Genomic DNA, 24,282 nt, shown 5'->3' with positions numbered 1-24,282 from the left:
CGGATAAGGATATAAAGAAGTCTTTATGTGTAGTCAATGAATAGCTAGGACGGAGTTCGCCCATGCGGCGCCTTGAGCCATGGCGCGGTGGTGATCTTGGCTGCCGAAAATCAGACAGTGCCTGTTGGGAACGACATGCCGGCCAGCCTGTGCGCAAAGCCGGACGCCTCGTGCGCATTGATGTCGGCAGCCCGGATCAGATTGTCGAAATGCTGGATCAGCGTCTGGATCGGCTGGGTGGCGTTGAGCACCAGATACATGTCGCCGACATAGATGGCGGCACGATAGGGGCCGAAGATGGTGTAGGGGATCGAATAGCGCATCCGCCCATCATAGAGAAACAGCCGGAAGGTCGGGTAGAGGTCGTCGAGCAGCGTCGCCATGTGCAGCAACTGGGCGCGCCGGTCGGCTTCGGGGAAACGGTCCCAGACACCCAGCCCGCGGGCGAAGATCTCCAGCGTGTGGCGCGGCATGCAGACTTCCATGTCGGTTTCCGGGCGCCTGTTGTAGTCGATGCGGTATTGCGTTTCTCCGGCCTGCGCCAGGCGGCTCTTGTTGGTGATGCCGGCTTCGTAGTCGACCAGCGCTTCGGTGCGCAGAAGATCGGGAATGCCGGCAGGCACGTAGCGGATCTTGGTGCCGGCCGCCTCGGCATGCCATTTGGCCAGCAGGGTGCGGTCGAAGCCGTCGGGTGCCTCCTCGATCTCCAGGCTCTCGCGGATTTCGCCGGTGAGGCCCTCGTCCTGGCTGAGACCGAGTAGCCAGTCCAGCGACACTTTGAACTCGGCGGCGATGTTGAGCAGCGTTTCGGCGCGGGGCAGGCGGGTCGAGGCGCCGGACAGCAGCTGCGATAGCGCCGAGCGGTCGATGCCGACCGCGGTCGCGAAGGCCGACTGGTTCAGGTCGGAGCGTGTCAAGAGCATTTTCAGGCGTTCGCGGAAGATCGTCGACAGGTCGCGCTTGTCCATGTGCGGGCTCCACCTCGATTGAGGAAAAATTTGCGCCGAATCGCTTCCGAGCGCGCCTCAGGCGTAAATGAATCCCTAAGTTTGTTTACAATGTATAACATGTGCGGCCGAAAATGCGCAATCGCAACAGTTTGTGCACTTTGTCTCGTTGAGTGGAATCATTTCTCCTGACACTATGCTGTCAGGAGCCAATTGGGGTTTCCGGCGACTGAGGGACAGTGGTCGATAGCATGACGAGCAAGAGCATCAGGCGACACAGCGCACCGGCCATCGAGTGGCCGACCGTGGTACTCGCCTTTTTCTGTTACGCAACTTGGCTCGCCACCGGTTTCCTGCTCTGGCCATCCTACCCCGTCCTGGCGCTCGCCATCCTGGCTTTGACCGCCGCACTGCAATCGTCGATCATGCACGAAGTGCTGCACGGGCATCCGACACGCAATGCACGGGTCAACGAAGCCTTCGTGTTCCTGCCGATCGGTCTGGTCTGGCCATTCCGCCGCTTCAAGACCATCCATCTGCGCCACCACGCCGACGAGCGGCTGACCGACCCGTTGGACGATCCAGAGAGTTATTACCAGGCGCTCTGGCAGCATGACGAGCTGCCGCCGACGATGAAATTCCTGCTCAAGATCAACAACACCATGGCCGGCCGCTTCGTGCTCGGCCCGTGGCTGTCCTGCGTCGGCTTCTTCATCGACGACGCCAAGCAGATGTTCGCCGGCGACAAGGCGATCCGCAAGGCGTGGCTGCTGCACGCGATCGGCCTTGCCGTCGTGCTGCCGATCGTCCAGTTCGGCTTCGGCATCCCGCTGTGGCTTTACATTCTCGTGCCGGTCTGGCTCGGCCAGTCGCTGATCTCGATCCGCACGTTCGCCGAGCATCAATGGTCGGAACATCCGGAAGGTCGCACGGTGATCGTCGAGCGTTCGCCGCTGTCGTTCCTGTTCCTCAACAACAATCTGCACTTCGTCCACCACAAGACCCCGACCGTGGCCTGGTACAAGCTACCCAAGCTGTTTCGTGACCGCCGTGAGGAATGGCTGCGGATGAACAATGGCTATGCCTATCCGAACTATTTCGCGCTGATCAAGGCTTACGCCTTCAAGGCAAAAGAGCCGATCGTGCACCCGGTGCTGCGGCGTCAAGCCGAGCCGGGCAGGGCCTTCAAGCCGCGCATCAGGGCGCGCAGCATCAGCGGGCTTGGCAGTGCGCCGGTTCCCGCCGAGCCGCCCAAGGAATAATCCGGCCTATCCGGGGGTCCGTGTCGGCCAATTCTGATTGGACGCCGCGTTTTTGCGATCCTTTTTCCCGACATGATGATTTGATATCGGCATGAGTGAATTGGTTGCGGCGTTGCCGATGTATGATTGGCCCGAAGTGCGCGGCGAGGTCGACGCGCAATGGGTGCTGCTGCGCGATGCTTTCCGGGGAAAGGGCATTGACGCGCCGGAAACCATCGCGCGTCGCAATGGTGACCTGCCGCCGGTGCCGGGCGGAATTCGTGATGCTGCCGGTGCATTGATCGCACCCGATCCAGCGACATTGCCGCCGGACGAACTCGATTTTCACAGACTGTGGCTGCACCCGGCGCTGCTGTTCGCGCAGACCTGCTGGGGGCCGATGGAACTCGGCCTGTCCAGGCATGTGCAGGTGGTCGCCCAGCCAAGCTACGACGCCTACGAAGGCGGGCAGGGCGAGCTCTATTCCAGCGCTATCGTCATGCTGGCGGATGGCGCGCCGTCGGTTGCCTCGCCCAATGACGGCAGCCCGCTGGTCCCACTCGATCGCATCCGTGGCAAGCGCTTCACCTTCAACAGCCTCGATTCGATGTCGGGGTTCCTCGGTTTGACGCGCGACCTGGAGGCGATGGGCGAGAGCCTTGACCTCTTTGCCTCGCGCAGCGAAAGCGGTGGGCACCGTTCCTCGATCGTGGCAATTGCCGAGGGCAAGGCCGATATAGCGGCCATCGACTGCGAGAGCTGGGCACTGGCGCAGCGTTTCGAGCCGGCGGCGAAAAAGGTGGTGGTCATCGGCTGGACCGGGCGGCGCAAAGGCCTGCCTTACATCACCGCCGCGGTGACACCGGAAAAGACGGTTGGGGCGTTGCGCGAGGCCCTTGCCGGGCTAGCCGAGCAGCCTCGCATCCAACGGGTAGGTTGAGAGCTGTTCGTTGCCGGTCTCGGTGATCAGGATCTGTTCCTCGATCTTGACGCCTTCGCGCCCGCCAAGCCGGCCGATATAGCTTTCCACGCACAGCACCATGCCCGGTTCCAGCACGCCGTCCGGCGTGTCCGATGTCCAGTCGCTGGCATGCGGTAGTGTCGGATACTCGTCGGCCAGGCCGACGCCATGATAGAGCACGCCGTATCGCGTCGGGAAGCAGTCTCCCGGTGGCACGGCCGAGCGCTCGACGAGGTCGCGAAACGAGATGCCCGGCTGCATCAGTGCCGTGTTGTGCTCGATCTGATCGGCGGCGATACGGAACAGGTCGCGCTGTTCATTGGTCGGCTTTGCATCGCCGCACAGCCATGTCCGCGACAGGTCGGCGCAGAAGCCGTAGGGGCCGATAAGGTCGGTGTCGAAGGCGACGAGGTCGCCTGATACAATCTTGCGTGACGAGCATTCCTGGAACCATGGGTTGGTGCGCGGACCTGACGTCAGCAGCCGGGTCTCGATCCATTCGCCGCCGCGCGCGATGTTGCCGCGATGCAGTTCCGCCCACAACTCATTTTCGGAAATGCCAGGCTTCAGCGCCTGTTCCATTTCGCCCATCGCCGCCTCGCAGGCGACGATGGCGCGGCGCATGGCGAGGATTTCGTCAGGCGACTTGATCAGCCGCGCATTTTCCATCACCGCTTCGCCATTGCCGATGGAGATACCAAGCCGCGCCAGTTCCTCGACGCCTTCCGGGTTGATGTGATCGACGGCGATGCGGCTGTTGCCGCCGCCATGCTCTTTCACCAGATCGGCGATCCCGGCGGCCCAGCGGCGGACTTTTTGCTCGGTCAACTCGCCGCTATAGAGGTACATCCACGACACCGCCGGCCGCACCTCGTCGACGACGCCGGAATGATCGGACAGGTGCTCGCAGGAAAAATAGTCGAACAGCACCACCGGGCCGTCGGTGGCGACAAAGCAATGCCGCGTCGGGTTGTGCGCCACCCACAGCTGCATGTTGGTCGAGTCGGTGGCGTAGCGGATGTTGACGGGGTCGTAGAGCAGGGCGCCGGCATAGCCGCGCCGCTTCAGCTCGGCGCGGATACGCTCCAGCCGGTATTGACGCATGGCAGGCAGATCGGGCGCGGCAATGCCTGCCGCGGCCCATTCAGCTTCGGCCTGCGCGCCATAGCCCAGCACATGCTGGTTGAGCGAAGCCGCCTTCCGGCGGGAGGCGTCGCGGAGGGCCTCGATCGAGCCTGGCTCGAACGGCATGATCTTGCGATGGCGGCCAAAGCTGCCCTTCGGCCCCGCGCTGTCCATGGTCGAACCTCAGGTCCGCATCTTCTCGCCGCTCGGGTCGAAAGGCGCTTCGACGTTGATGCGGGCCGGCCGGCGGTGTCCGAGGATCTCGATCTCGAACAGGCCCGCGCTTTCGTCCTCGGCAAGAGCCGCCGGCACATAGCCTTGCGCCATCGACTTCTGCACATAATGCGCATAGCCGCCCGACGTGACCCAGCCAACCACGCGCCAGTCGCCGTCGACGATGCCGCGCACGGCGGACGCGCCTTCGGCAGCCTTGGAGCCGCGTATTTCCTTGCCGCCCTTGTCGAAGCGTGGCGCGCCATAGCCATGCGGCTTTTCCACCGTGCCGTAGTCCTTGCTGACCTTGGCCCAGATCGGTTCGTCGCCCATGACGTCGGCGTCGGCGGCATCGACGATGAAGGAGACGCGGCGCAGCTTCGGACCCTCGACCTGTTCCTTGGCGGCAGCCTCGCGGCCGATGAAGTCGTTCTTCTCCAGTTTGATGAAGCGGTCCATCGCCCCTTCGAACGGGCCGTAGATCGGCCGCAACTCGCGGAACCAGGTCGGAAAATTCTTTTCGAGGCGCATGGAGAGCAGCGCGCGCATGCCGAAATCGACAAGGCCGAATTCCTCGCCGGCGTCCTTGATCGCTTTGTAAACCAGGCGCTCGTAGGCCGGCGCCATCCAGATTTCATAGCCGAGGTCGCCGGTGTAGGTGATGCGGTTGACCATGCAGGGCGCCCCGCCGACCGCCATCTCGCGGAAATCCATGAAGCGGAAGGCTTTTGTCGAGACGTCGACATCGACCAGTTTCTGCAGCAAGTCCCGTGATTTCGGCCCGGCGATCGACAGGCCGACCAGGGTCTGGTCGAAGCGGTGGATGCGCACCGTTCCGTCCTTCGGCAGGTGCTTCTCGAACCAGCGCATGTGGTATTTCTGCGCCGCCGACGAGCCCCAGATCATGAAGCGGTCTTCTGCCGCCTTGGCGATGGTGAAGTCGCCGATCAGCTTGCCGAATTCGTTGAGCATCGGCGTCAACACGATGCGGCGGGTCTTCGGCATGCGGTTGGTCATCAGCCGGTTGAGGAAATCCTCGGCCGCGGGTCCCGAGACTTCGTATTTGGCAAAATTGGCGATCTCGGTGACACCGACACGCTCACGCGTGGCGCGCACTTCCTCGCCGATCGGCCCAAAATCGTTGGAGCGGTGGAAGGAGACGATATCCCTGGGTTCCTTGCCTTCAGGTGCGAACCAGAGCGGTGTCTCAAGTCCCCAGCTGTCGCCCATGACGGCGTTGTTGGCCAGCATCGTGTCGTAGAGCGGGGTCGTCTGCGCCGGGCGTGCCGCCGGGAGTTCCTCATTGGGGAAGCGGATGGAGAAGCGGCGCGAATAGTTTTCGCGCACCTTGGCGTTGGTGTAGCGCAGGCCGGCCCATTCGCCGAAGCGGGTGACATCCATGCCCCAGACGTCGAAGCCGGGATCGCCATGGACCATCCAGTTCGACAGCGCCAAGCCGACGCCGCCGCCCTGGCTGAAGCCGGCCATCACGGCGCAGGCGCACCAAAAATTGGTCAGGCCCTGCACCGGGCCGACCAGCGGGTTGCCGTCGAGCGCGAAGGTGAAGGGGCCGTTGATGATCTGCTTGATGCCGGCCTTCTCGATGCCGGGGAAATGCTTGAAGCCGATTTCCAGCGACGGCGCGATGCGGTCGAGGTCGGGCGGCAGCAATTCATGGCCGAAATCCCACGGCGTGTTGACCGGCGACCACGGCTTGCAGGCCTTCTCATAGGTGCCGAGCAGGATGCCGTTGCGCTCCTGGCGGGTGTAGATCTCGCCCTTGAAGTCGAGCACGCCGATCATTTCGCGGCCGGTCGACTTGTTGAACTCCTCGACCTCCGGCATCGGCTCGGTCAAGAGATACATGTGCTCCATGGCCAGAACCGGCAGCTCGACGCCGACCATGCGGCCGATCTCGCGCGCCCACAGGCCGCCGCAGTTGACGACATGCTCGGCCTTCACCGTGCCCTGTTCGGTGACGACGTTCCAGGTGCCGTCGACCTCCTGTGTCAGTTCCACAACGCGGTTGCGCAGCACGATCTCGGCGCCGAGTTTTTTTGCCGCCTTGGAGTAGGCGATGGTGGTGCCCGACGGATCGAGATGGCCTTCCACCGGATCCCACATGGCGCCGACGAAATTGGTCTCGTCCATCAGCGGAAACATCGCCTTGGCTTCGGACGGGGTGATCAGCTCTGTGTCCATGCCGAGATAGCGGCCCTTGGCGTGGGCCAGCCGCAGGAAATCCATGCGCTCTGGCGTATCAGCCATCATCACGCCGCCGGTCAGGTGCAGCGAGCAGGACTGGCCGGATATCTCCTCGATCTCCTTGTAGAGCTGCACCGTATAGGCCTGCAGCTTGGCGACGTTGGGGTCGCCGTTCAGCGTGTGGAAGCCTCCCGCCGCATGCCAGGACGAGCCGGAGGTGAGCTCCGAGCGCTCGATCAGCATGATGTCGGTCCAGCCGGCCTTGGCCAGATGGTAGAGAACCGAGCAGCCGACGACGCCGCCGCCGATGACAACCGCTTTTACGTGAGATTTCATCTAGATAAGTCCGTTTTTGAAGAGATTGAATCGGATGACCCCTCCGGGGGGAGAGGAAGGGCGCCAGCCGGCATAAGCTCGCGCCTTCCCTCTCCGCCGTCGATTGGAGGAGAGGTGTCGAGCGCAGCTCGACGGAGTGGGGGTCGACTGTTCATCAACAACACGGCCGATCAAAAATCGGTCGGCGCGCCGCCTTCGGACCGCCGCTTGGCGACGAAGGCGTTGAGTTCCTCGCGGATGGCCGGGTCCATGTAAGGCTCCTCATAGGACGCCAGCCGCTCCTTCCAGACCTTGTTGGCCTTTTCGAGCGCCGTCGGCGAGCCGGCTTCCGCCCAGGTCTCGTAATTGCGCCAGTCGGAGAGGATCGGCGAGTAGAAGGCGGTCTTGTAGCGGTCCTGCGTGTGCTGGGTGCCGAAGAAATGGCCGCCAGGACCGACCGACTGGATGGCGTCGAAGCCGAGTGCCTCTTCGGAAAGATCGAGAGGGGTCAGGAATTCGGCGACCATCTGCAGCAGGTCGATGTCCAGAATGGTCTTCTCGTAGGAGCAGCGCAGGCCGCCCTCGAGCCAGCCGGCGGCATGCATCATCAGATTGCCGCCGCCCTGGATGGCGCCCCACAGCGAGAACACGCTTTCATAAGCCGCCTGCGCGTCGACCGTGTTGGCGGCGCAAGTGTTGGAGGTGCGGTAGGGGATGTTGTAGCGGCGGGCAAGCTGGCCGCCGACAAGCTGCGCCTTCATGTATTCCGGCGTGCCGAACGCCGGCGAACCGGACTTCATGTCGACATTGGAGGTGAAGCCGCCATAGCCGACGGGCGCGCCCTTGCGCACCATCTGGGCGAAGGCGATGCCGGCAAGCGCCTCGGCGTTCTGCTGCACCAGTGCGCCGGCGATGGTGACAGGCGCCATGGCCCCCGACAGGGTGAACGGCGTGACGACGACGACCTGGCCCTTGCTCGACATCTGGATGATGCCTTCCATCATCGGCACATCGAGCTTGAGCGGCGAATTGGTGTTGATGATGGTGAAGACGGACGGCTCTTCCAGCATCTGCTCGTGGCTGATGCCGCGCGCGATCCTGGCGATCTCGATGCCGTCGACATTGCGCTCCTTGCCGAGCGAATAGATGTGGAACACCTTGTCGGTCAGCACGCTGAGATCGCGGATACATTCGAGGTGGCGGACGGACGGATGGATATCGGTCGGCTCGACCGGGTAGCCGCCCGTGCAGTTCAGGATGTTGTGCATCTGCGCAAGCTTGAGGAAGTTGCGGTAGTCCTGCTGGTTGCCGGGCCGGCGGCCGCGATCGATGTCGGAGCAATTGGGCGCCGACGCCATCATCGAGATGATCACATTGTTGCCGCCAAAGCGCACATTGTGAGCGGGATTGCGGGCATGGATGGTGAACTCCGACGGGCAGTGCGACACCAGTTCCAGGATCATGTCGCTGTCGAAGCGCACCCGTTCGCTGCCGTCGCGCACATCGGCGCCATGCGCCTTCATGATGCTGCGGGCCTCGTCGTGCAGCACGTCGACGCCGATTTCCCGCAGCACGCGCAGGGAAGCGAGGTGGATCGATTCCAGCTCGTCGTCGGAGACCAGCCTGGTTGGCGCCAGCGGGTTCTTCAGCTGGCGAAAAGCCGGCTGCTCGAACGCGGCCGAGCCGCCGGCGCGCTTTCCGGCGCGGCCGCCGCGACGGGCGCGGTCAGTGGCCAATGCCGGTTCCAAGGGTTGTAGGGCGGCGGTCATGATGGTCCTCGTAGGATGCGATAGCGGGCGGCATAATGGACCGGCGGCTGCCCAGCCATTGCGGAGGCGGCGACCACTAGGGCGAGGGAAGCGACATGCCGGAACGGCAGTTGCGCGGCCACGACATCGGCCTGATCCCGCCGCCTCGTTGGCTTAAGCGGATTTCGGCGGCCGGCCCTTCCTTTCCCGGGATCGAACCGATAGCTACTCGGCTTGCCGGCCGGATGGCCAGCAGTTCATTTGGATGGCAGCATGGTCGCGACCGGCTCGAGCGAAGGCGAAGCAGGAACGCAATGGGCAGCGCTTGCCGGCGTCACCGCGGCACTTGCCATGTTCGGCGCTGCGCAGGGGTTGAGCTCGCCGCTGTTCACGCTGCTGATGCAGAAACAGGGCATGTCGCCGGCGCTGATCGGCTTGTCGGCGGCGATGATGCCGCTCGGGCTGATCCTTTCGGCTTCCTTCGTGCCGGCCGCGGTGCGGCTGGTCGGTGGGCGCAACCTGGCGGTCGGCTGCTCGCTGATCGGCGCGCTCTGCTTCCTGGGCATCGGCTATCTGCAGGACTGGGTGGCTTGGTTCGTCATCCGCTTTATCATCGGCGTCGTCATCAACCCGCTCTACATTCTCGGCGAGGTGTGGGCACTGTCGCTGGCGCCGCCATCGCGGCGCGGCAGGGTGATGGGCGTGTTCAACACGCTGATGGGCGCCGGTTACGCCGCCGGACCATTCGCGCTGACCCTGCTCGGTACGTCGGGCTGGGCGCCCTTCATGGTCGGCGTCGCCGGTTTCGCGCTCTGCGCGGTGATCCTGCACGCGGTCTCGTCTAAGCTCACCGGTTTCGAGGATGACGGCCAGCCTGCCAGCGGCCTCGTCGGCTTTGCCAGGATGGCGCCGGCGCTGCTGCTTGCCGTGCTTGTCTCGGCGGCGGTCCAGCAGAGCACCTATGCGCTGGTCCCGGTCTTCGGCGCCAGCTACGGCCTGGCCGAAGCCGTTCTGGCCTCGCTGGTGATGGCGCTTTCCCTCGGAAACATCCTGCTGCAGATACCACTCGGTCTTCTGGCGGAGCGTTTTGGCGCACGCGCCATGATCATCGTCTGCGCGCTGGCAACAACCGTTTGCGCGCTTTTGCTGCCTCTGCTGATCGCAACGCCGTTGATCTGGGTCGTGCTGCTGGTGATGGGCGCGGTCGGTTACGGCGTCTACACCATGGCATTGGTCGAACTCGGCAGCCGGTTCAAGGGCTCTGTGCTGGTCGCCGGCAACGCTGCCTTTGCACTGATGTGGGGCGTCGGTGGCATCGTCGGCCCACCCGGTGCCGGCCTGCTCATGCAAGGCATCGGCCCGCTCGGGCTGCCGGTCGTGATCGCCGGCCTCGACGCGGTGCTGGTGATGTTCGCGCTGTATCGGTCGTCCGTGCGCCGAGCTTCCTGACAAGCCCAATCTCCTGACAGGCCCAGCCTCCTGACAGGCCCAGCCTCCTGACAGGCCCAGCCTCCTGACAGGCATTGTCTGGAGCAAACTGTTTTCGCCTGCCAGGGGCTTACCACCACGTTGCTCAATCGCTAATCCTGCAGCCTCGATAGCGGTGCGCACATGAATTTGGTTGAATCGAACAAGGACGAGACGATGCAATGGGCTGGCATCACCGGTGTGATCGCGACCGTCTCGGTGTTCGCCGTCGCGCAAGGGTTGTCCTATCCGCTGCTGAGTTTCATCCTGCAGCGCCAGGGCGTTTCGCCAGCGATGATCGGCTTGTCGGCGGCCATGACGCCGATCGGTTTCATCCTGTCGTCGCCATTGATCCCGGCGCTGGCGCGGCGGTTCGGGGCAGGGCGCACGGCGCTTACCTGTGCGGCCCTTTCGGCTGTCGTGCTGGCGCTGATCGGCTGGACGCAAAATGTCTATTTGTGGTTTCCCCTGCGCTTCCTGATCGGTGTGGTGAGCAACCCGCTCTATGTGCTGAGCGAGATCTGGGTCATCGCGCTGGCGCCGCCGGCCCGGCGAGGGCGCGTCATGGGTGTCTATTCGACGATCATCTCGGCCGGTTTCGCGGCCGGGCCACTGTGCCTGCTTGCAGTCGGCACCGAGGGCTGGCCGCCCTTCCTCGTCGGTATCTCCGCCTTCGTGCTGTGCGGCATCTGCCTGGGCTTGGTGCTGCCGCGTTTGCCCAAGGTCGACGAGGCCGGGCATCAGGTTTCCGTCCTGGGTTTCGTGCCGCTGGCGTGGCTGATTTTGTTTGCCGTCATAGTCGCCGCCGGCTTCGAACAGGGCGCGCTGGCGTTGCTGCCGGTCTATGGCACCCATCACGGCATCACCGAAACCCGCATGTCGGCGCTGCTGTCGGTGATGATTGCCGGCAACATCGCCATGCAGGTGCCGCTCGGCCTTTTGGCGGAAAGGCTTTCCGCGCTCCTGGTACGGCTCGCCTGCGTCGCGATCACGGTGCTCGGCTGCGTCCTGCTTCCGCTTCTCATCGAGTCGCCGCTCATCTGGCCAATGGTCTTTATCTGGGGCGCGGTTTCCTACGGCATCTACACGATGTCGATCATCGAGCTCGGCGAACGCTTCACCGGCTCCGCACTGGTTGCCGGTAACGCGGCCTTTTCCTTGATGTGGGGCGTCGGCGGTATCGCCGTGCCGCCGCTGGCGGGCGGCGCCATGGATATTCTGGGTGCCGGCGGGCTGCCGATCACGCTTGGGCTGCTGTGCCTGGCGCTGGCTATTGCTAGCCTCGCTGGTCGGCGGAAAGCCTCAATCGTGCGCTGAGAATATCGATACAGCCTGTCGGCGTTGGCCTTTTCAAAGCAACGCGTTTATCGGAGACCTCATGACCAAGCCTGCCACCCAGACGCCGAATTCCACCCCCTCGACCGACGATCCCTTCCTCTGGCTGGAGGACAGGACGGCCAAGCAGTCACTGGACTGGGTACATCGCCAGAACGAGGTCACGGTTGGCGAATTGCAGGGCGATCCGTCCTATCAGGCGTCGTTCCAGACCGCGCTCGACCTGATGACGGCCGAGGACAACATCGCGGTCGGCGCGGCAAAAGCCGGCCATGTCTACAATTTCTGGCAGGACAAGACCAATGTGCTCGGCCTCTGGCGCCGCACGACCGTCGCTTCCTACAAGACCGAGAAGCCCGACTGGGAAACGATCATCGACTTCGACCAGCTTGCGGCGAAGGAGGGGGTAAAATGGGTTTTTGGCGGCGCAAGCCGACTCTATCCGGACTTCAACCGTTGCCTGGTGAGTATGTCGCCGGATGGCGGCGACGCCAGCGAGATGCGCGAATTCGACATCGCGACCAAGTCGTTTGTCGAGGGTGGGTTTCGTGCACCCGCTTCCAAGTCGGGCTTCAGCTGGCTGGATAAGGACACCGTGATTGTTTCGGCCGCTTTCGACGAGGCCGACAAGACCGAGTCCGGCTATCCGCGAGTCATAAAGCTGTGGAAGCGCGGTACCAAGCTGGAAGACGCGACGCCGATCTTCGAGGCGCAGAAAGAGGATCTCGCCGTTGGTGCCGCTGTCGAGTACGACGGTGACAGACGTTATCTGGTCCTGGCTCGAACGCTGAATTTCTTCGCTTCGCACATCTTCCTTCGGCTGCCTTCCGGCGAAAACAAACAACTGCCGCTACCGGACGACATGACCGATACGGCAATATTCAGGGATCAGCTCGTGTTCGGCGTACGCAGTCCATGGACGGCGCCCGACGGCACGGTTTGCAAGCCCGACGGCCTCTATTCGCTGGATCTCGCGCACTGGGTCAAGATCGGCGCGCTCGGACCTGTCGAAACCTTGTTCGAGCCGGCATATCGCGTTTCCATAGCCGGCGTTGCCCGCACGCGGGACCGGCTGTTCATCAGCCTGATGGACAATGTGCGCGGCAAGGTCGTCGTCTGCGAGCGCAAGGATGGCAACTGGTCGCTGAAACCGGTGGCGCTGCCCGAAAATGGCAATGTCGGCATCAGCCATGCCGAGCAGTTCGGCTCGAGCGTGTCCTTCTCCTTCACCGATTTCCTGACGCCGAGTTCGATCATCTGGTCTGACGACAATGGCGAGACGCTAGAAACCGTGAAGTCGCAGCCGGCGCGTTTCGATGCCTCGCCGCTGATCTCGGAACAGTTCGAGGCGCGCTCCAAGGACGGCACGATGATCCCTTATTTCGTCGTCAGGCGGCGCGATCAGAAGGGGCCGGTGCCGACGCTGCTTTACGGCTATGGCGGTTTCGAAGTGCCGCTGCTGCCCGGCTATGCCGGCGTGCGCGGCAGGCTATGGCTGGAAAAGGGCAATGCCTATGTGCAGGCCTGCATCCGTGGCGGCGGCGAGTTCGGCCCGGCCTGGCATCAAGCGGCGCTCAAGGGCAATCGCCAAAACGGATTCGATGATTTCGCAGCGGTCGCGCAGGACGTCGTCAAGCGCGGCATCGCGACAGCAAGCTCACTCGGCATCCAGGGTGGTTCGAATGGCGGCTTGCTGACCGGCGTTTCCTTGACGCAGCATCCCGAGCTTTTCGGCGCCGTCATTATCGAGGTGCCGCTGCTCGACATGCTGCGTTACGCCGAATTGCCGCCCGGCGCCTCGTGGATGGCCGAATACGGCGATCCGTCGAAACCCGAAGACGCGAAGTGGCTTTCAGCCTACTCGCCCTACCAGCATGTCGACGCCGCTGCCGCCTATCCGCCGGTGCTGCTGACCACATCGACCGCTGACGATCGGGTCCATCCCGGCCATGCGCGCAAGATGGCCGCCCGCCTGCAGGAAGCCGGCCATGCCAGGACGCTGTTCTTCGAGGAGACCGAGGGCGGCCATGGCGGGCGTGGCGACCGCCGGCCGCAGGCGGCGCAGACGGCGATGAAATATGTCTTCCTGCAGAGGGCGCTGACAGCCAAGGCCTAGACTCATTCCGTTATGGGCCAAGCAAAGGGTGGTTCTCCTCGACCAGCCTTTGCTCTAAGATGGCTTCCATGGCTCTCGTCAGGATGTTGATTGACGCATTTGAGGCTCGCGCATTGCGGGTCGCGGTGACGCCGTCACCGCGTACGCTGCGCGCCGAGCTTTTGCGGCTGTGCGCCCGCATCGGCTATTCGCCACCTCTCTGCCTCTGAAGCATTCGCCCCGGCTTGCCGGATAGAATCCAGAGGAAAGATCAGACATGACCTATCAGAATTATTCGCTGAAGCAGCTTCAGCAGATCGACGCCGCGCATCATCTGCATCCGTTCACCGACCACAAGGAAATGCGCGGGGCCGGGTCGCGCATCATCACCCATGCCAACGGCCCTTTCATCTACGATTCCGAAGGGGCTGAAATCCTCGACGGCATGGCCGGGCTGTGGTGCGTCAACATCGGCTATGGCCGTGACGAGCTGGCCGACGCCGCCTATGCCCAGATGAAGGAACTGCCTTATTACAACTCCTTCTTCAAATGCTCGACGCCGACGCCAGTGCTGCTGTCCAAGAAGCTGGCGGAGATCGCGCCGAAGCACGTCAACCAGGTGTTCTATGGCTCGTCGGGCTCGGAGGCCAACGACACGGCCCTGCGCCTCGTGCGCCACTATTGGGTGCTGGAAGGCCAGCCGGAGAAGAACCGCATCATCTCGCGCAAGATGGCCTATCACGGCTCGACCGTTGCCGGCACCTCGCTCGGTGGCATGGATGGTATGCACAAGCAGCTCAACGGTGCGGTGCCCAACATCGTCCATGTGATGATGCCCTACGCCTATGAACTGGCGCTGCCTGGCGAGAGCGATCATGATTTCGGCCTGCGCGCGGCCGGGGCTGTCGAGGAGGCGATCCTCGAAGCCGGCGCCGACAAGGTTGCCGCGTTTATCGGCGAGCCGGTCATGGGGGCGGGCGGCGTGAAGATACCGCCGGCAAGCTACTGGCCGGAAGTGCAGCGCATCTGCCGCAAATACGATGTCCTGTTGATGCTGGACGAAGTCATCACCGGTTATGGCCGCACCGGCGAATGGTTCGCCGCCCAGACGCTCGGCATCGAGCCCGACACGATCACCACCGCCAAGGCTCTGACCTCGGGCTATCAACCGCTGTCGGCATTGCTGGTTGGCGACCGCATCGCCTCGACGCTGGTCGAGAAGGGCGGCGAGTTCAACCATGGCTACACCTATTCCGGCCACCCGGTGGCCTGCGCCGTGGCGCTGAAGAACCTCGAGATCATCGAGCGCGAAGGGCTGGTCGACCGCGTCAGGAACGACACCGGTCCTTATTTCGCCAAGGCGTTGCAGGAGCGCATTGCCGGACATGATCTGGTCGGCGAGGTGCGTTCGATCGGACTGATGGGCGCGATCGAGATCGTCAAGGACAAGGCGACCAAGGAGCGGTTCCTGCCGGCTGGAAGTGCGGCGGTGACCGTGCGCGATCATGCCATCGCGCACGGCATGATGCTGCGCGCTACCGGCGACACGATGATCCTGTCGCCGCCGCTGATCTGGACCCGCGATACGATCGATATGGCCTGCGATCGCATCTCGAAGGCGCTGGATCTGGCGCAAGCCGATCTGCGCAAGCGGTAGAACTCGACCCCTCGGCTGGGCGCTCCTCGGCGGGAGCGCCCAGCCTTGAGGCCATGCTGACGCGGGGAGCGAACGAATTCCACCACAAGCGCGTAGTGTGTGGGGCTGCGGCTGATTCGGCCGCGACAAGGGGTTTTGTTTCCATGAGAAAGACCGGCAAGAGCCGACGGACGCAAGAAGCGGCCAGCATCGGCGGCGACCTGATGCTGGCGCCGCTGGTGGCGATGATGCGGCTGCCGTTGATGACCATGGATGGCGGGAGCAGCCAGCCATGGAGCACGGAGACCGCGCGTGCGGTAAACGAGAAGACCGCCGCTATGGCCGAAGGCGTGTTTGCGGCGCAAATGTCCTTCCTGCAATCGGCATCGCGGTTCTGGCCGGAAATCTTTTCCGGCCGCACGCCGTCGCTGTTCAACGGGGTCGCGGCGGAGCGCTCGATCAGCGCCGCGCTGAAGCCGGCAAGCCGTGCCGTGAAAGCGAATTTTCGCCGGCTGTCCAACAAGACCTGACAGAAGTTGCAGAACTTTGATTTTGCGCATTGACGGGCGCATGCGCTAGAATCAGTCGGTACGTCACCGATGGGGGACACGATGGCCGGACAACCGCTCAACCAGCCGGCTGAAATTCCAGCCGAACTCGACCGCTGGAACTGGGGCGCCTTCTTCCTCAACTGGATCTGGGGCATCGGCAACAGCACTTTCATCGCGTTGCTGGCGCTGATCCCTGTCGTCAACATCATCATGATCATCGTCCTGGGCGCGCGCGGCAGCCGCTGGGCTTGGCAGAACCGCGCCTGGCGTGACGCGGAACAGTTTCGCAAGACGCAGCGCAACTGGGCAATCGCCGGCCTTGCCGTCTGGGTTGTCGGGATTGGCGGCTGCGCGACGATGGTGGGCAGCATTCCCTACGTCCTGAAAGGCAGCGATGCCTATCACATGACGATGGACAGGCTTCGCGCCGACGACCGCGTCAAGGCGGCGTTGGGTGATGATTTGACCGACAGTTTCTGGGTCGGCGGCCATCTCAACGTCAATGCAAATGGGGCCGGCGACGCCCAGTTCGGCATTCCGGTCCACGGCGCCAAGGGCAAGGGCACGGCCTATTCGACCGCTGTCCGGACAGCCGGCACATGGAGCTTGCGCCTGCTGGTCGTCAGGGTCGAGGGAACCAATGCGCCGATCGTGCTGATCAACGAAGATCATGTCCCGATCCCGAATGCTGCAATCGGAATATAGCTGGGCAAAACGCAAAAAAAGCAGCCTAAACACGGGCGCGAAGGCTGACAGTTCGGTCGGCTTTGTGGCCCAACAATCGGGTCACCACTGCTGCGTTCCAGACAAGGAAATATGCTGAAAAGCCGGATGCTGTCTGACAGTATGCGCATGCGTTCATGTGGGCCGGTGGCAATTTCATACAAGGGCACGCGCATATGGTGAGTTCCTTTCGTGCGGTCGTGGTCGGTGGCGGCTGTGTGGGTGCCGGCATTCTCTACGGCCTGGCAAAGCGCGGCTGGACCGATGTGGCATTGTTGGAGCGAACGCAGCTTACGGCCGGGTCGACATGGCATGCCGCGGGGCTCATCCCCTCTTACGCGCGCAGCCGCAATGTCGGCCGCATGATCGCCAGGTCGATCGAAATCTATGAGGGGCTGGAGGCGGAGACGGGCCAGAACGTCGGCTGGCACAAATGCGGCCAGCTGCGCATTGCCAACACGCGCGACAGGCTGGACGAGTACAGAAGCTACATGGACGTTGCCGAGGTCCAGGGTGTGCGGGCCCGGATCGTATCGCCCGCGGAGGCGCGAGAGATCTGGCCGCTGCTCGACAACAACAGCATGCTGGGCGCCCTCTACCATCCCGATGACGGCCACATTGCACCCGCCGATGTCACCCAGGCCATGGCCAAGGGTGCACGCGACCTCGGCGCGAAGATCCATCTTGATACCGAGGTCGTGGGTTTCGAGCGGATGCCGAGCGGCGAGTGGAGGGTCAAGACCTCGCGCGGTGACATCGTTTGCGAACATGTCATCCTTGCGACCGGCAATTACGCACGCCAGACAGGCGCCATGCTGGGCCTGGACATTCCCGCGATCCCGATCCTGCATCAGTACTGGATCACCGAGTCGGTTCCCGAGGTGGTGGAACGCAAACGGCTTGGTCTTCCGGAGATGCCGATCCTCAGGGACGAGGGTTACGAGGGCTATCTGCGCGAAGAGGGGGACGGGCTGATGTTCGGCCCCTATGAGCGTACCGAGCAGCTCAAGCTGTTCGCCGAAAACGGCGTCCCGGAATGGTTCGGCGCCGATCTGCTCGATGAAGATTTCGACGCCGTTTCCTGGAACTGGGAGCGCGCGACCGAACTGGTCCCCGCACTAGGCCGCGCCGGCATCAAGCGGAATGTGCGAGGGCCTTTCCAGATGACGGCCGATGAACTGCCGCTGATGGGGCAGGCGTGGGGCCTGGAGAATGTCTGGCTCGCCGAAGGGGTGCCGGGGGGCATCCTTTGGGGCGGTGCGATTGGCTACTACCTCTCCGAACGGATCGTGGAGGGTGGCAACAGCATCGACACGGCGGAGCTGGATCCCCGTCGGTTCGGCCAATATGCCAACAAGAACTGGACCCGGGCAAAGGTCCGGGAAGCCTGGGGCACCCACGCCGCACAGCACTATCCAGGCCAGGACATGCCGGCGGCACGACCGCAGAAAACGGCCCCTTCCTATGACCGTCTAAGCCAGCTCGGCGCGGTGTGGGATGTGTTGAACGGCTGGGAGATGCCGAGCTGGTTTGCGCCTGCCGGTGTCGAAGCGCGCAACGTCTACAGCTGGCGCTGGACCCCCAAAGGGAACCACGTCGCCGCGGAGGTCCAGGCTGTCCGCCAGACCGCTGGCCTGGTCGAGATGACACCAATGACCAAGTTCGAGGTCAGCGGACCGGGCGCAAGGGACTGGCTCGACGGAATCCTGGCCAACAGACTGCCGCGTCCCGGTCGCGTCGCTCTTGCCCATCACCTGACGCCGGCCGGCGGCGTGCAGGCCGAGTATGTGGTGGCGCGGCTGCAGAGCGACCTGTTCTATCTCATATCGACGCCGCGCGCAGAGCGCTGTAACCTTGACGATCTCCGCCGGCTGTTGCCGAAGGACGGCAGCGTGCATCTGCGCAACGTCACGGAGGATCGCGGCAGCTTCACGGTGGTTGGGCCGAAGGCGCGCGACATATTGCAGCCGCTGACGGAAATAGATCTCTCCAACGAGGCCTTCCCCTGGTTCAGCGTGCAGTCCGGCACTGTCGGCATGGCCAGCGACGTGCGACTGCTGCGCGTCAACTATTCGGGCGAATTGGGATGGGAGCTCTATCATCCGCTCTGCTATCAGCGGCATTTGCTGGATGCGCTCCTGGCCTCGGGGGAGGCGCACGGACTGAGGCTGGTCGGACTTCAAGCGCTGGAATCGCTTCGTCTCGATAAATCCTACCGCGCCATGTATCGCGACATGAATCTCGAACTGTCGGCCTGGGAGAGCGGCCTCGACCGATTCATGAGCCTCGACAAAGGGGACTTCATCGGCCGCGCGGCACTGGTCGCAAAACAGAAGCAGGGGGCGGCACGCCGGATCGCCACGCTGTCGATCGATACGGACGGTGCGAGCGCGTTCGCCTTCGAGGGCGTCTACCGCGAAGGCGAGCTCGTCGGCCACATCACCTCTGCGGGCTACTCCTACACTTTCGGTCACGACATCGCACTTGCGCTGTTGCCCCTGGAACTTGTGTCGCCCGGTATCGAGCTCGAGGTGTCCATCCTCGGCGAGCGCCGCGCGGCCAAGGTGATCGCGGACTCGCCCTATGATCCGGAAGGCGCCCGCGGGCGCATGTGAGGCATCCCGGAGTACAGTTTCCGGGTTATCGATGTCTCAAAACGTGCTGCAGGGCAAAACGCAAAAACCGCGCTCCATCAGGAACGCGGCTTTGCCAGATACGCATGGCGCTTCGCTACGCAAACACTTTGCGAAACTTATGGCACTTGTCGAAACTTACGGGCTCCGGTACGCGAGACCTGATCCGGAGCGCCGGGCGGATGAGATATGTCCGCCTCGCAGTCCGTTTTATAGGGACATCGTTACCGCGGAGTTATCGAGAGCTTAAGCAAATCTAAATTTGCATTTTTTCCACCGAAGGAAACCGGAAAAACCCGCCAAATCCAAGGGTTACGCTGGGTTACCCCTGAGAAAATTAATTATGCCGGAGAAATCGACGCCGCCATGTCCCTGGGCGTTGAACAAGGCATAGAGCTGGGCTGCTTCGGCACCAAGCGGCGTTACAGCACCCGCACTTTGCGCGGCTTCCTGGGACAATTTCAGGTCTTTCAGCATCAGTGCTGCTGCAAATCCTGGGTTGTAGTCCCTGTTTGCGGGCGAAGTCGGCACCGGGCCGGGCACCGGGCAATAGGTGGTCAAGGACCAGCATTGCCCCGACGAGGTTGAGGCGACGTCGAACAGCGCCTGGTGTGACAGGCCGAGCTTTTCCGCCAGCACGAAGGCTTCGGCGACACCGATCATCGAAATGCCGAGGATCATGTTGTTGCAGATCTTTGCCGCCTGGCCGGCGCCGTCGCCGCCGCAATGGACGATGCGGCCGGCCATCGGCTTCAGGATCGGCTCCGCGGTTGCAAAGGCGTCATCGGAGCCTCCGGCCATGAAGGTCAGCGTGCCGGCTGCGGCACCGCCGGTGCCGCCTGAGACGGGCGCATCGATGGATAGCAGGCCGTGTTTGGCGGCTATGGCGTGCACCTTGCGCGCCGACTCCACATCGATGGTGGAGGAATCGATGAACAGCGCCCCCTTTTTCGCCTTGGGCGCGATGTCTTCGTAGACGGAGAGCACATGCTTGCCAGCGGGAAGCATCGTAATCACCACATCGGCATCCTTCGCTGCGGCAACGGCATTGGCCATCACAGTCACGCCATGCTCTCGGGCGACGGTGAGGCTTTCCGGCACAAGGTCGAAACCATTCACCGCATGCCCCGCCTTGACCAGGTTAGCGGCCATCGGATTACCCATGTTCCCTAGGCCGATGAAGGCAATGGTGCTCATAATGGTGCTCCGTGATTTGGGCTAGGCAGTAGGCAGTAGGCAGTAGGCAGTAGGCAGTAGGCAGTAGGCATGTCTATTCCGGTGTAAGTCTGACAATGAGTTGGCGAAGCATTTTGCCGATGCCCTCGGTCGATATCAGCAAGTGATCAGCTTGATCATGCGTGGCAAGGCCAATGCGTTCGGCGATCTGGAGGTGTGTCTCGAACTCCTTCAGCGAGCCTTGGGCGATCCGGAGAAATTGCTGATAAGAGCCTCTGTTGTCTCGACCATAACCTTCGGCGATGTTTGAAGGGATAGAGGTCGCTGAACGGCGGATTTGGCTGGTCAACCCGTACAATTCTTTCTTGGGCCATGCCTTGGTCAAAGAATAGGTGGCGACAGCCAGATCCATCGCCTGCTGCCACACGATAAGATCCTTGTACGAACTGATCTTGCCGGTCATCTCACTGCCTACTGCCTACTGCCTACTGCCTACTGCCTACCAATCAGCGCCCGCGCGATGATGACGCGCATGATCTCGTTCGTGCCCTCCAGGATCTGGTGTACCCGCAGGTCCCGCACCAGCTTCTCGATGCCGTAGTCATGCAGGTAGCCATAGCCGCCGAGCAGCTGCAGTGCGTCGTTGGCGACGTTGAAGCCGGTATCGGTGACGAAGCGCTTGGCCATCGCCGACCATTTGCCGGCATCCGGCGCCTTGCTGTCGAGCTTCGAGGCGGCGGCATAAAGGAAAATACGCGCCGCCTGCAGCTCGGTCTCCATGTCGGCCAGTCTGAACTGCAGCGCCTGGAACTGGTTGATCTTCGAGCCGAAGGCCTTGCGCTCGGCGGTGTAGGAAAGCGCCTTGTCGAGCGCCGACTGCGCGCCGCCCAGCGAACAGGCTGATATGTTCAGCCGGCCGCCGTCGAGCCCGGCCATGGCGATGCCGAAGCCCGCGCCTTCGCCGGACAAAAGGTTTTCCGCCGGCACCTTGCAATCCTCGAAAATCACCTGGCGGGTCGACTGCATGTGCCAGCCCATCTTGTGCTCGTTGGCGCCGAAGGAGAGGCCTGGCGCGTCTTTCGGCACGATGATGGTGGAAATGCCTTTCGGCCCCTCGGCACCGGTGCGCACCATGACGGCGTAGACATCGCTGTCGCCAGCGCCGGAGATGAACTGCTTGGTGCCGTTGAGGACATAGTCGTCGCCGCTCCTGACCGCACGGGTCTTGAGCGCCGCGGCATCGGAGCCGGAGCCGGGCTCGGTCAGGCAGTAGCTCGCCAGCCATTCCATCGACGTGAGCTTGGGCAGGAAGCGCTGGCGCTGCTCGTCATTGCCGAAACGGTCGATCATCGAGGCCACCATGTTGTGGATCGAGATGAAGGACGAGAAGGCCGGATCGGCGTGCGCAAGCGCCTCGAAGATCAGTACGGCATCGAGCCGGCCGAGCGCGGAACCACCGACGTCATCGCTGATATAGATGCCGCCAAGGCCGAGCGGCCCGGTCTCGCGGATCACGTCGGCCGGGAAATGCTTGTTGCGGTCCCAGTCTAACGCATTCGGCGCGACACGGTCTGCGGCGAAGGCCTGCGCCATCTCCTGGATGGCGCGCTGCTCCTCGTTAAGTTCGAACTGGCTGGTGCTCGCATCGACCGCGGCGTCCATGGCGTGCTCCCTAATCTTCGACCTGTTGGCCTGTCGTTTTTGGCTTTGCGCGCGCACCAATCTAGACCAATGATGCCGCCGCGCAACCCGAGCCTATCAACCGGCCATTTGGGGAGCGGCTGTGCATCAATGCATGTCCGGAGCACAATGTGACGACAAAATTCGATGAACTGCTGGGCCGGTTCCACGCATACCTTGCGTCCGTGGATCACGCCTTGGTGCGCGAAGCCGTGGCGCGCATTGGCTGGGGCATGCCGGCCCGCACGCTGGAGCCACATCCGCTTGCCTGCCTGCGCCATCTTGATCGCGCCGCCGAACTGGCGCCGTCGGATGCCAAGCCGCTGGTGCAACTGCTTGCCGAACGTCGGAATGATTTCCGCTGGGGGCAGACCTACAGCGAGGCGGATTTCGGAAAAGAGTTCATCGACAATTACGGCTGGCTGGAAGTGTTCGGCACCCGAGGCCACTTCGTCAATGACGCGGTCGCCGCCGGCGTGCTGATCCTTGGGCCTGATATCGTCTATCCTGACCACCATCACATTGCCGAGGAAATCTACATTCCGCTGACCGGCGGTACCGAATGGCGCATGGGCGAGAGCGGCTTTTGCATGCGCACGGCCGGCGAGGTCGTCCACCACGCGTCCAACGTCAATCACGCCATGCGCACCGGCAAAGACCCATTGCTGGCGCTGTACATCTGGCGCGGCGGGCCGCTGGCGCAGAAATCCGATATCACCGGAACCCTGGCGCAGGGCAGGGACTGATGGCCAGAGCGATCATGCTGCAAGGCACGGGTTCGGATGTCGGCAAGACGGTGCTGGTCGCCGGCCTCTGCCGCGCGGCAAAGAACCGTGGTCTGAAGGTGCGGCCGTTCAAGCCGCAGAACATGTCGAACAACGCCGCCGTTGCCGATATTCCCGGCGACAAAGCTGGCGGCGGCGAGATCGGCCGCGCGCAATGGCTGCAGGCGATCGCTTGCGGCGTGGCACCCTCGGTCCACATGAACCCGGTGCTGCTGAAGCCGCAGACTGATGTCGGTGCGCAGGTCATCGTGCAGGGCAAAATGTTCGGAGAAGCGCGGGCGCGTGATTACCAGGCGATGAAGGGCCAGTTGATGGACGCCGTTCTGGACTCCTGGGGCAAGGTCGGCGAGGGCGCCGATCTCGTCATCGTCGAGGGCGCGGGTTCGCCGGCCGAGATCAACCTGCGCAGCCGCGACATCGCCAATATGGGCTTTGCCACGCGCGCCGATGTGCCCGTGGTGCTGGTCGGCGACATCGATCGTGGCGGCGTCATCGCTTCGGTGGCCGGCACGCATCTGATCCTGCCGGAGGAGGACCGGCGCATGATCGTCGGCTACCTCATCAACAAGTTTCGCGGCGACGTTTCGCTGTTCGACGACGGCATCAGGTCCATCGAGACATTCACGGGCTGGCGCTGTTTTGGCGTCGTGCCGTGGCTGAAGGCGGCGGCACGCCTGCCTTCGGAAGATTCGGTGGTGCTGGAACGGCTGGCATCCGGCGAAGCGCGCGCGCTGAAGGTGGCGGTGCCGATGCTTGGCCGCATCGCCAATTTCGACGATCTCGACCCGCTCAAGGCCGAACCGCAGGTCGAGGTGGTGTTCGTGCCGCCGGGAAAGCCGCTGCCCGCCGATGCCGGGCTGGTGGTCATTCCTGGCTCGAAGTCGACGATCGGCGATCTCCTGAAATTCCGCGAGAACGGTTGGGATCGCGACCTTCTCGCACACCGGAAGCGCGGCGGTCATGTCGTCGGTATCTGCGGCGGCTTCCAGATGCTCGGCCGCATGGTGCGCGATCCTGACGGCATCGAAGGCAGCGTCACCGAGGCCGAAGGGCTCGGCCTGCTCGACGTCGAAACGGTGATGGAACCGGAAAAGACGGTGCGCAACGTCAGCGCCCGCTCGGTGCCGTTCGACCTGCCGCTCGAGGGCTACGAAATCCATCTCGGCCGCACCACCGGACCGGATACGCTGCGGCCGTCGGCAGTCATCAATGGTGTCGATGACGGCGCAGTGTCTGCCGATGGCAAGGTGATCGGCACCTATATGCACGGTCTGTTTGGCGCCGATGGCTTTCGCGGGAAATTCCTCGAAAGCCTCGGCATCAAGGGCGGTGGCATCGACTATCGGGCCGAGGTCGAGCGGGCCTTGGACGAGGTCGCAGCCGAGCTGGAGACCCATCTCGACTGCGACGCGATCTTTGCGCTGGCTCGATAGAGCCCGTTTGGCG

Annotated in this window: 18 protein-coding genes; 11 read left to right on the top strand and 7 right to left on the bottom strand. The window is 63.2% G+C overall.

Annotated elements, in window-relative coordinates:
• Positions 1–110 precede the first annotated feature (110 nt).
• A complete protein-coding gene (locus NKI21_RS08810; RefSeq protein ID WP_023812292.1) occupies positions 111–968 on the bottom strand; it encodes a helix-turn-helix domain-containing protein in 858 nt (285 codons plus the stop codon).
• Positions 969–1,198: 230 nt separating this feature from the next.
• Between NKI21_RS08810 and NKI21_RS08805 the strand changes: the two genes are divergently transcribed.
• Complete coding sequence (locus tag NKI21_RS08805) at positions 1,199–2,209, top strand: fatty acid desaturase (RefSeq protein ID WP_031213520.1); 1,011 nt, start codon at positions 1,199–1,201, stop codon at positions 2,207–2,209.
• A gap of 91 nt (positions 2,210–2,300) precedes the next feature.
• Positions 2,301–3,128, top strand: a complete 828-nt coding sequence (locus tag NKI21_RS08800; RefSeq protein ID WP_023812290.1) for a phosphate/phosphite/phosphonate ABC transporter substrate-binding protein — start codon at positions 2,301–2,303, stop codon at positions 3,126–3,128.
• Here the strand turns inward: NKI21_RS08800 and NKI21_RS08795 are convergent.
• From NKI21_RS08795 to NKI21_RS08785, 3 genes are all read right to left on the bottom strand, one after another.
• Entirely contained in the window at positions 3,093–4,448 is a 1,356-nt protein-coding gene (locus tag NKI21_RS08795) for a M24 family metallopeptidase (RefSeq protein WP_023812289.1), read from the bottom strand. The two genes, NKI21_RS08800 and NKI21_RS08795, sit on opposite strands and share 36 nt — an antisense overlap.
• Positions 4,449–4,457: 9 nt before the next feature.
• Positions 4,458–7,028: a GcvT family protein gene (locus NKI21_RS08790; protein ID WP_128303962.1), complete on the bottom strand. Its 2,571-nt coding sequence runs from the start codon at positions 7,026–7,028 to the stop codon at positions 4,458–4,460.
• A gap of 170 nt (positions 7,029–7,198) precedes the next feature.
• Positions 7,199–8,776 carry a trimethylamine methyltransferase family protein gene (locus NKI21_RS08785; protein WP_023812287.1) on the bottom strand — a complete coding sequence of 526 codons (1,578 nt, stop codon included), beginning with the start codon at positions 8,774–8,776 and terminating at the stop codon, positions 7,199–7,201.
• Positions 8,777–9,028: 252 nt separating this feature from the next.
• On the opposite strand from NKI21_RS08785, the gene NKI21_RS08780 reads away from it, so the two are divergent.
• From NKI21_RS08780 to NKI21_RS08750, 7 genes are all read left to right on the top strand, one after another.
• On the top strand, positions 9,029–10,204 hold the full coding sequence (locus tag NKI21_RS08780) for an MFS transporter (protein WP_128303964.1): 1,176 nt from the start codon (positions 9,029–9,031) through the stop codon (positions 10,202–10,204).
• 162 nt (positions 10,205–10,366) lie between these two features.
• Positions 10,367–11,539: an MFS transporter gene (locus NKI21_RS08775; RefSeq protein ID WP_128303965.1), complete on the top strand. Its 1,173-nt coding sequence runs from the start codon at positions 10,367–10,369 to the stop codon at positions 11,537–11,539.
• 61 nt (positions 11,540–11,600) lie between these two features.
• Positions 11,601–13,673, top strand: coding sequence for a prolyl oligopeptidase family serine peptidase (locus NKI21_RS08770; RefSeq protein WP_128303966.1), 2,073 nt, complete (start codon positions 11,601–11,603; stop codon positions 13,671–13,673).
• A 256-nt stretch (positions 13,674–13,929) separates the two neighbouring features.
• Complete coding sequence (locus NKI21_RS08765; RefSeq protein ID WP_128303967.1) at positions 13,930–15,309, top strand: aspartate aminotransferase family protein; 1,380 nt, start codon at positions 13,930–13,932, stop codon at positions 15,307–15,309.
• Between the two features lie 143 nt (positions 15,310–15,452).
• Positions 15,453–15,818 (top strand): hypothetical protein, encoded by a 366-nt coding sequence (locus NKI21_RS08760; protein WP_023812284.1) that lies wholly within the window; start codon positions 15,453–15,455, stop codon positions 15,816–15,818.
• Positions 15,819–15,899: 81 nt separating this feature from the next.
• A complete protein-coding gene (locus tag NKI21_RS08755) occupies positions 15,900–16,544 on the top strand; it encodes a cytochrome c oxidase assembly factor Coa1 family protein (RefSeq protein ID WP_023812283.1) in 645 nt (214 codons plus the stop codon).
• A 194-nt stretch (positions 16,545–16,738) separates the two neighbouring features.
• Positions 16,739–19,177, top strand: a complete 2,439-nt coding sequence (locus tag NKI21_RS08750) for a GcvT family protein (protein WP_352439873.1) — start codon at positions 16,739–16,741, stop codon at positions 19,175–19,177.
• 330 nt (positions 19,178–19,507) lie between these two features.
• Here the strand turns inward: NKI21_RS08750 and mmsB are convergent, their stop codons facing one another.
• From mmsB to NKI21_RS08735, 3 genes are all read right to left on the bottom strand, one after another.
• On the bottom strand, positions 19,508–20,392 hold the full coding sequence (gene mmsB / locus NKI21_RS08745) for a 3-hydroxyisobutyrate dehydrogenase (RefSeq protein ID WP_128303970.1): 885 nt from the start codon (positions 20,390–20,392) through the stop codon (positions 19,508–19,510).
• Between the two features lie 73 nt (positions 20,393–20,465).
• Positions 20,466–20,834 (bottom strand): four helix bundle protein, encoded by a 369-nt coding sequence (locus NKI21_RS08740; protein ID WP_352439874.1) that lies wholly within the window; start codon positions 20,832–20,834, stop codon positions 20,466–20,468.
• Positions 20,835–20,863: 29 nt separating this feature from the next.
• Positions 20,864–22,033, bottom strand: coding sequence for an isobutyryl-CoA dehydrogenase (locus tag NKI21_RS08735; RefSeq protein ID WP_352439876.1), 1,170 nt, complete (start codon positions 22,031–22,033; stop codon positions 20,864–20,866).
• A 149-nt stretch (positions 22,034–22,182) separates the two neighbouring features.
• Here NKI21_RS08735 and NKI21_RS08730 point away from each other — a divergent pair, with 149 nt between their 5' ends.
• Positions 22,183–22,797 carry a dimethylsulfonioproprionate lyase family protein gene (locus tag NKI21_RS08730; RefSeq protein WP_352439878.1) on the top strand — a complete coding sequence of 205 codons (615 nt, stop codon included), beginning with the start codon at positions 22,183–22,185 and terminating at the stop codon, positions 22,795–22,797.
• Positions 22,797–24,269, top strand: a complete 1,473-nt coding sequence (locus NKI21_RS08725; RefSeq protein ID WP_352865278.1) for a cobyric acid synthase — start codon at positions 22,797–22,799, stop codon at positions 24,267–24,269. The genes NKI21_RS08730 and NKI21_RS08725 overlap by 1 nt, the downstream gene beginning before the upstream one ends.
• Positions 24,270–24,282: the final 13 nt, after the last annotated feature.

Origin of the sequence: Mesorhizobium sp. M0715, from assembly GCF_040320355.1 — a bacterium.
GTDB lineage: Bacteria > Pseudomonadota > Alphaproteobacteria > Rhizobiales > Rhizobiaceae > Mesorhizobium.
Note: the sequence above shows the minus strand (reverse complement) of the source record. Positions and strands in the feature narration are given on the sequence as shown.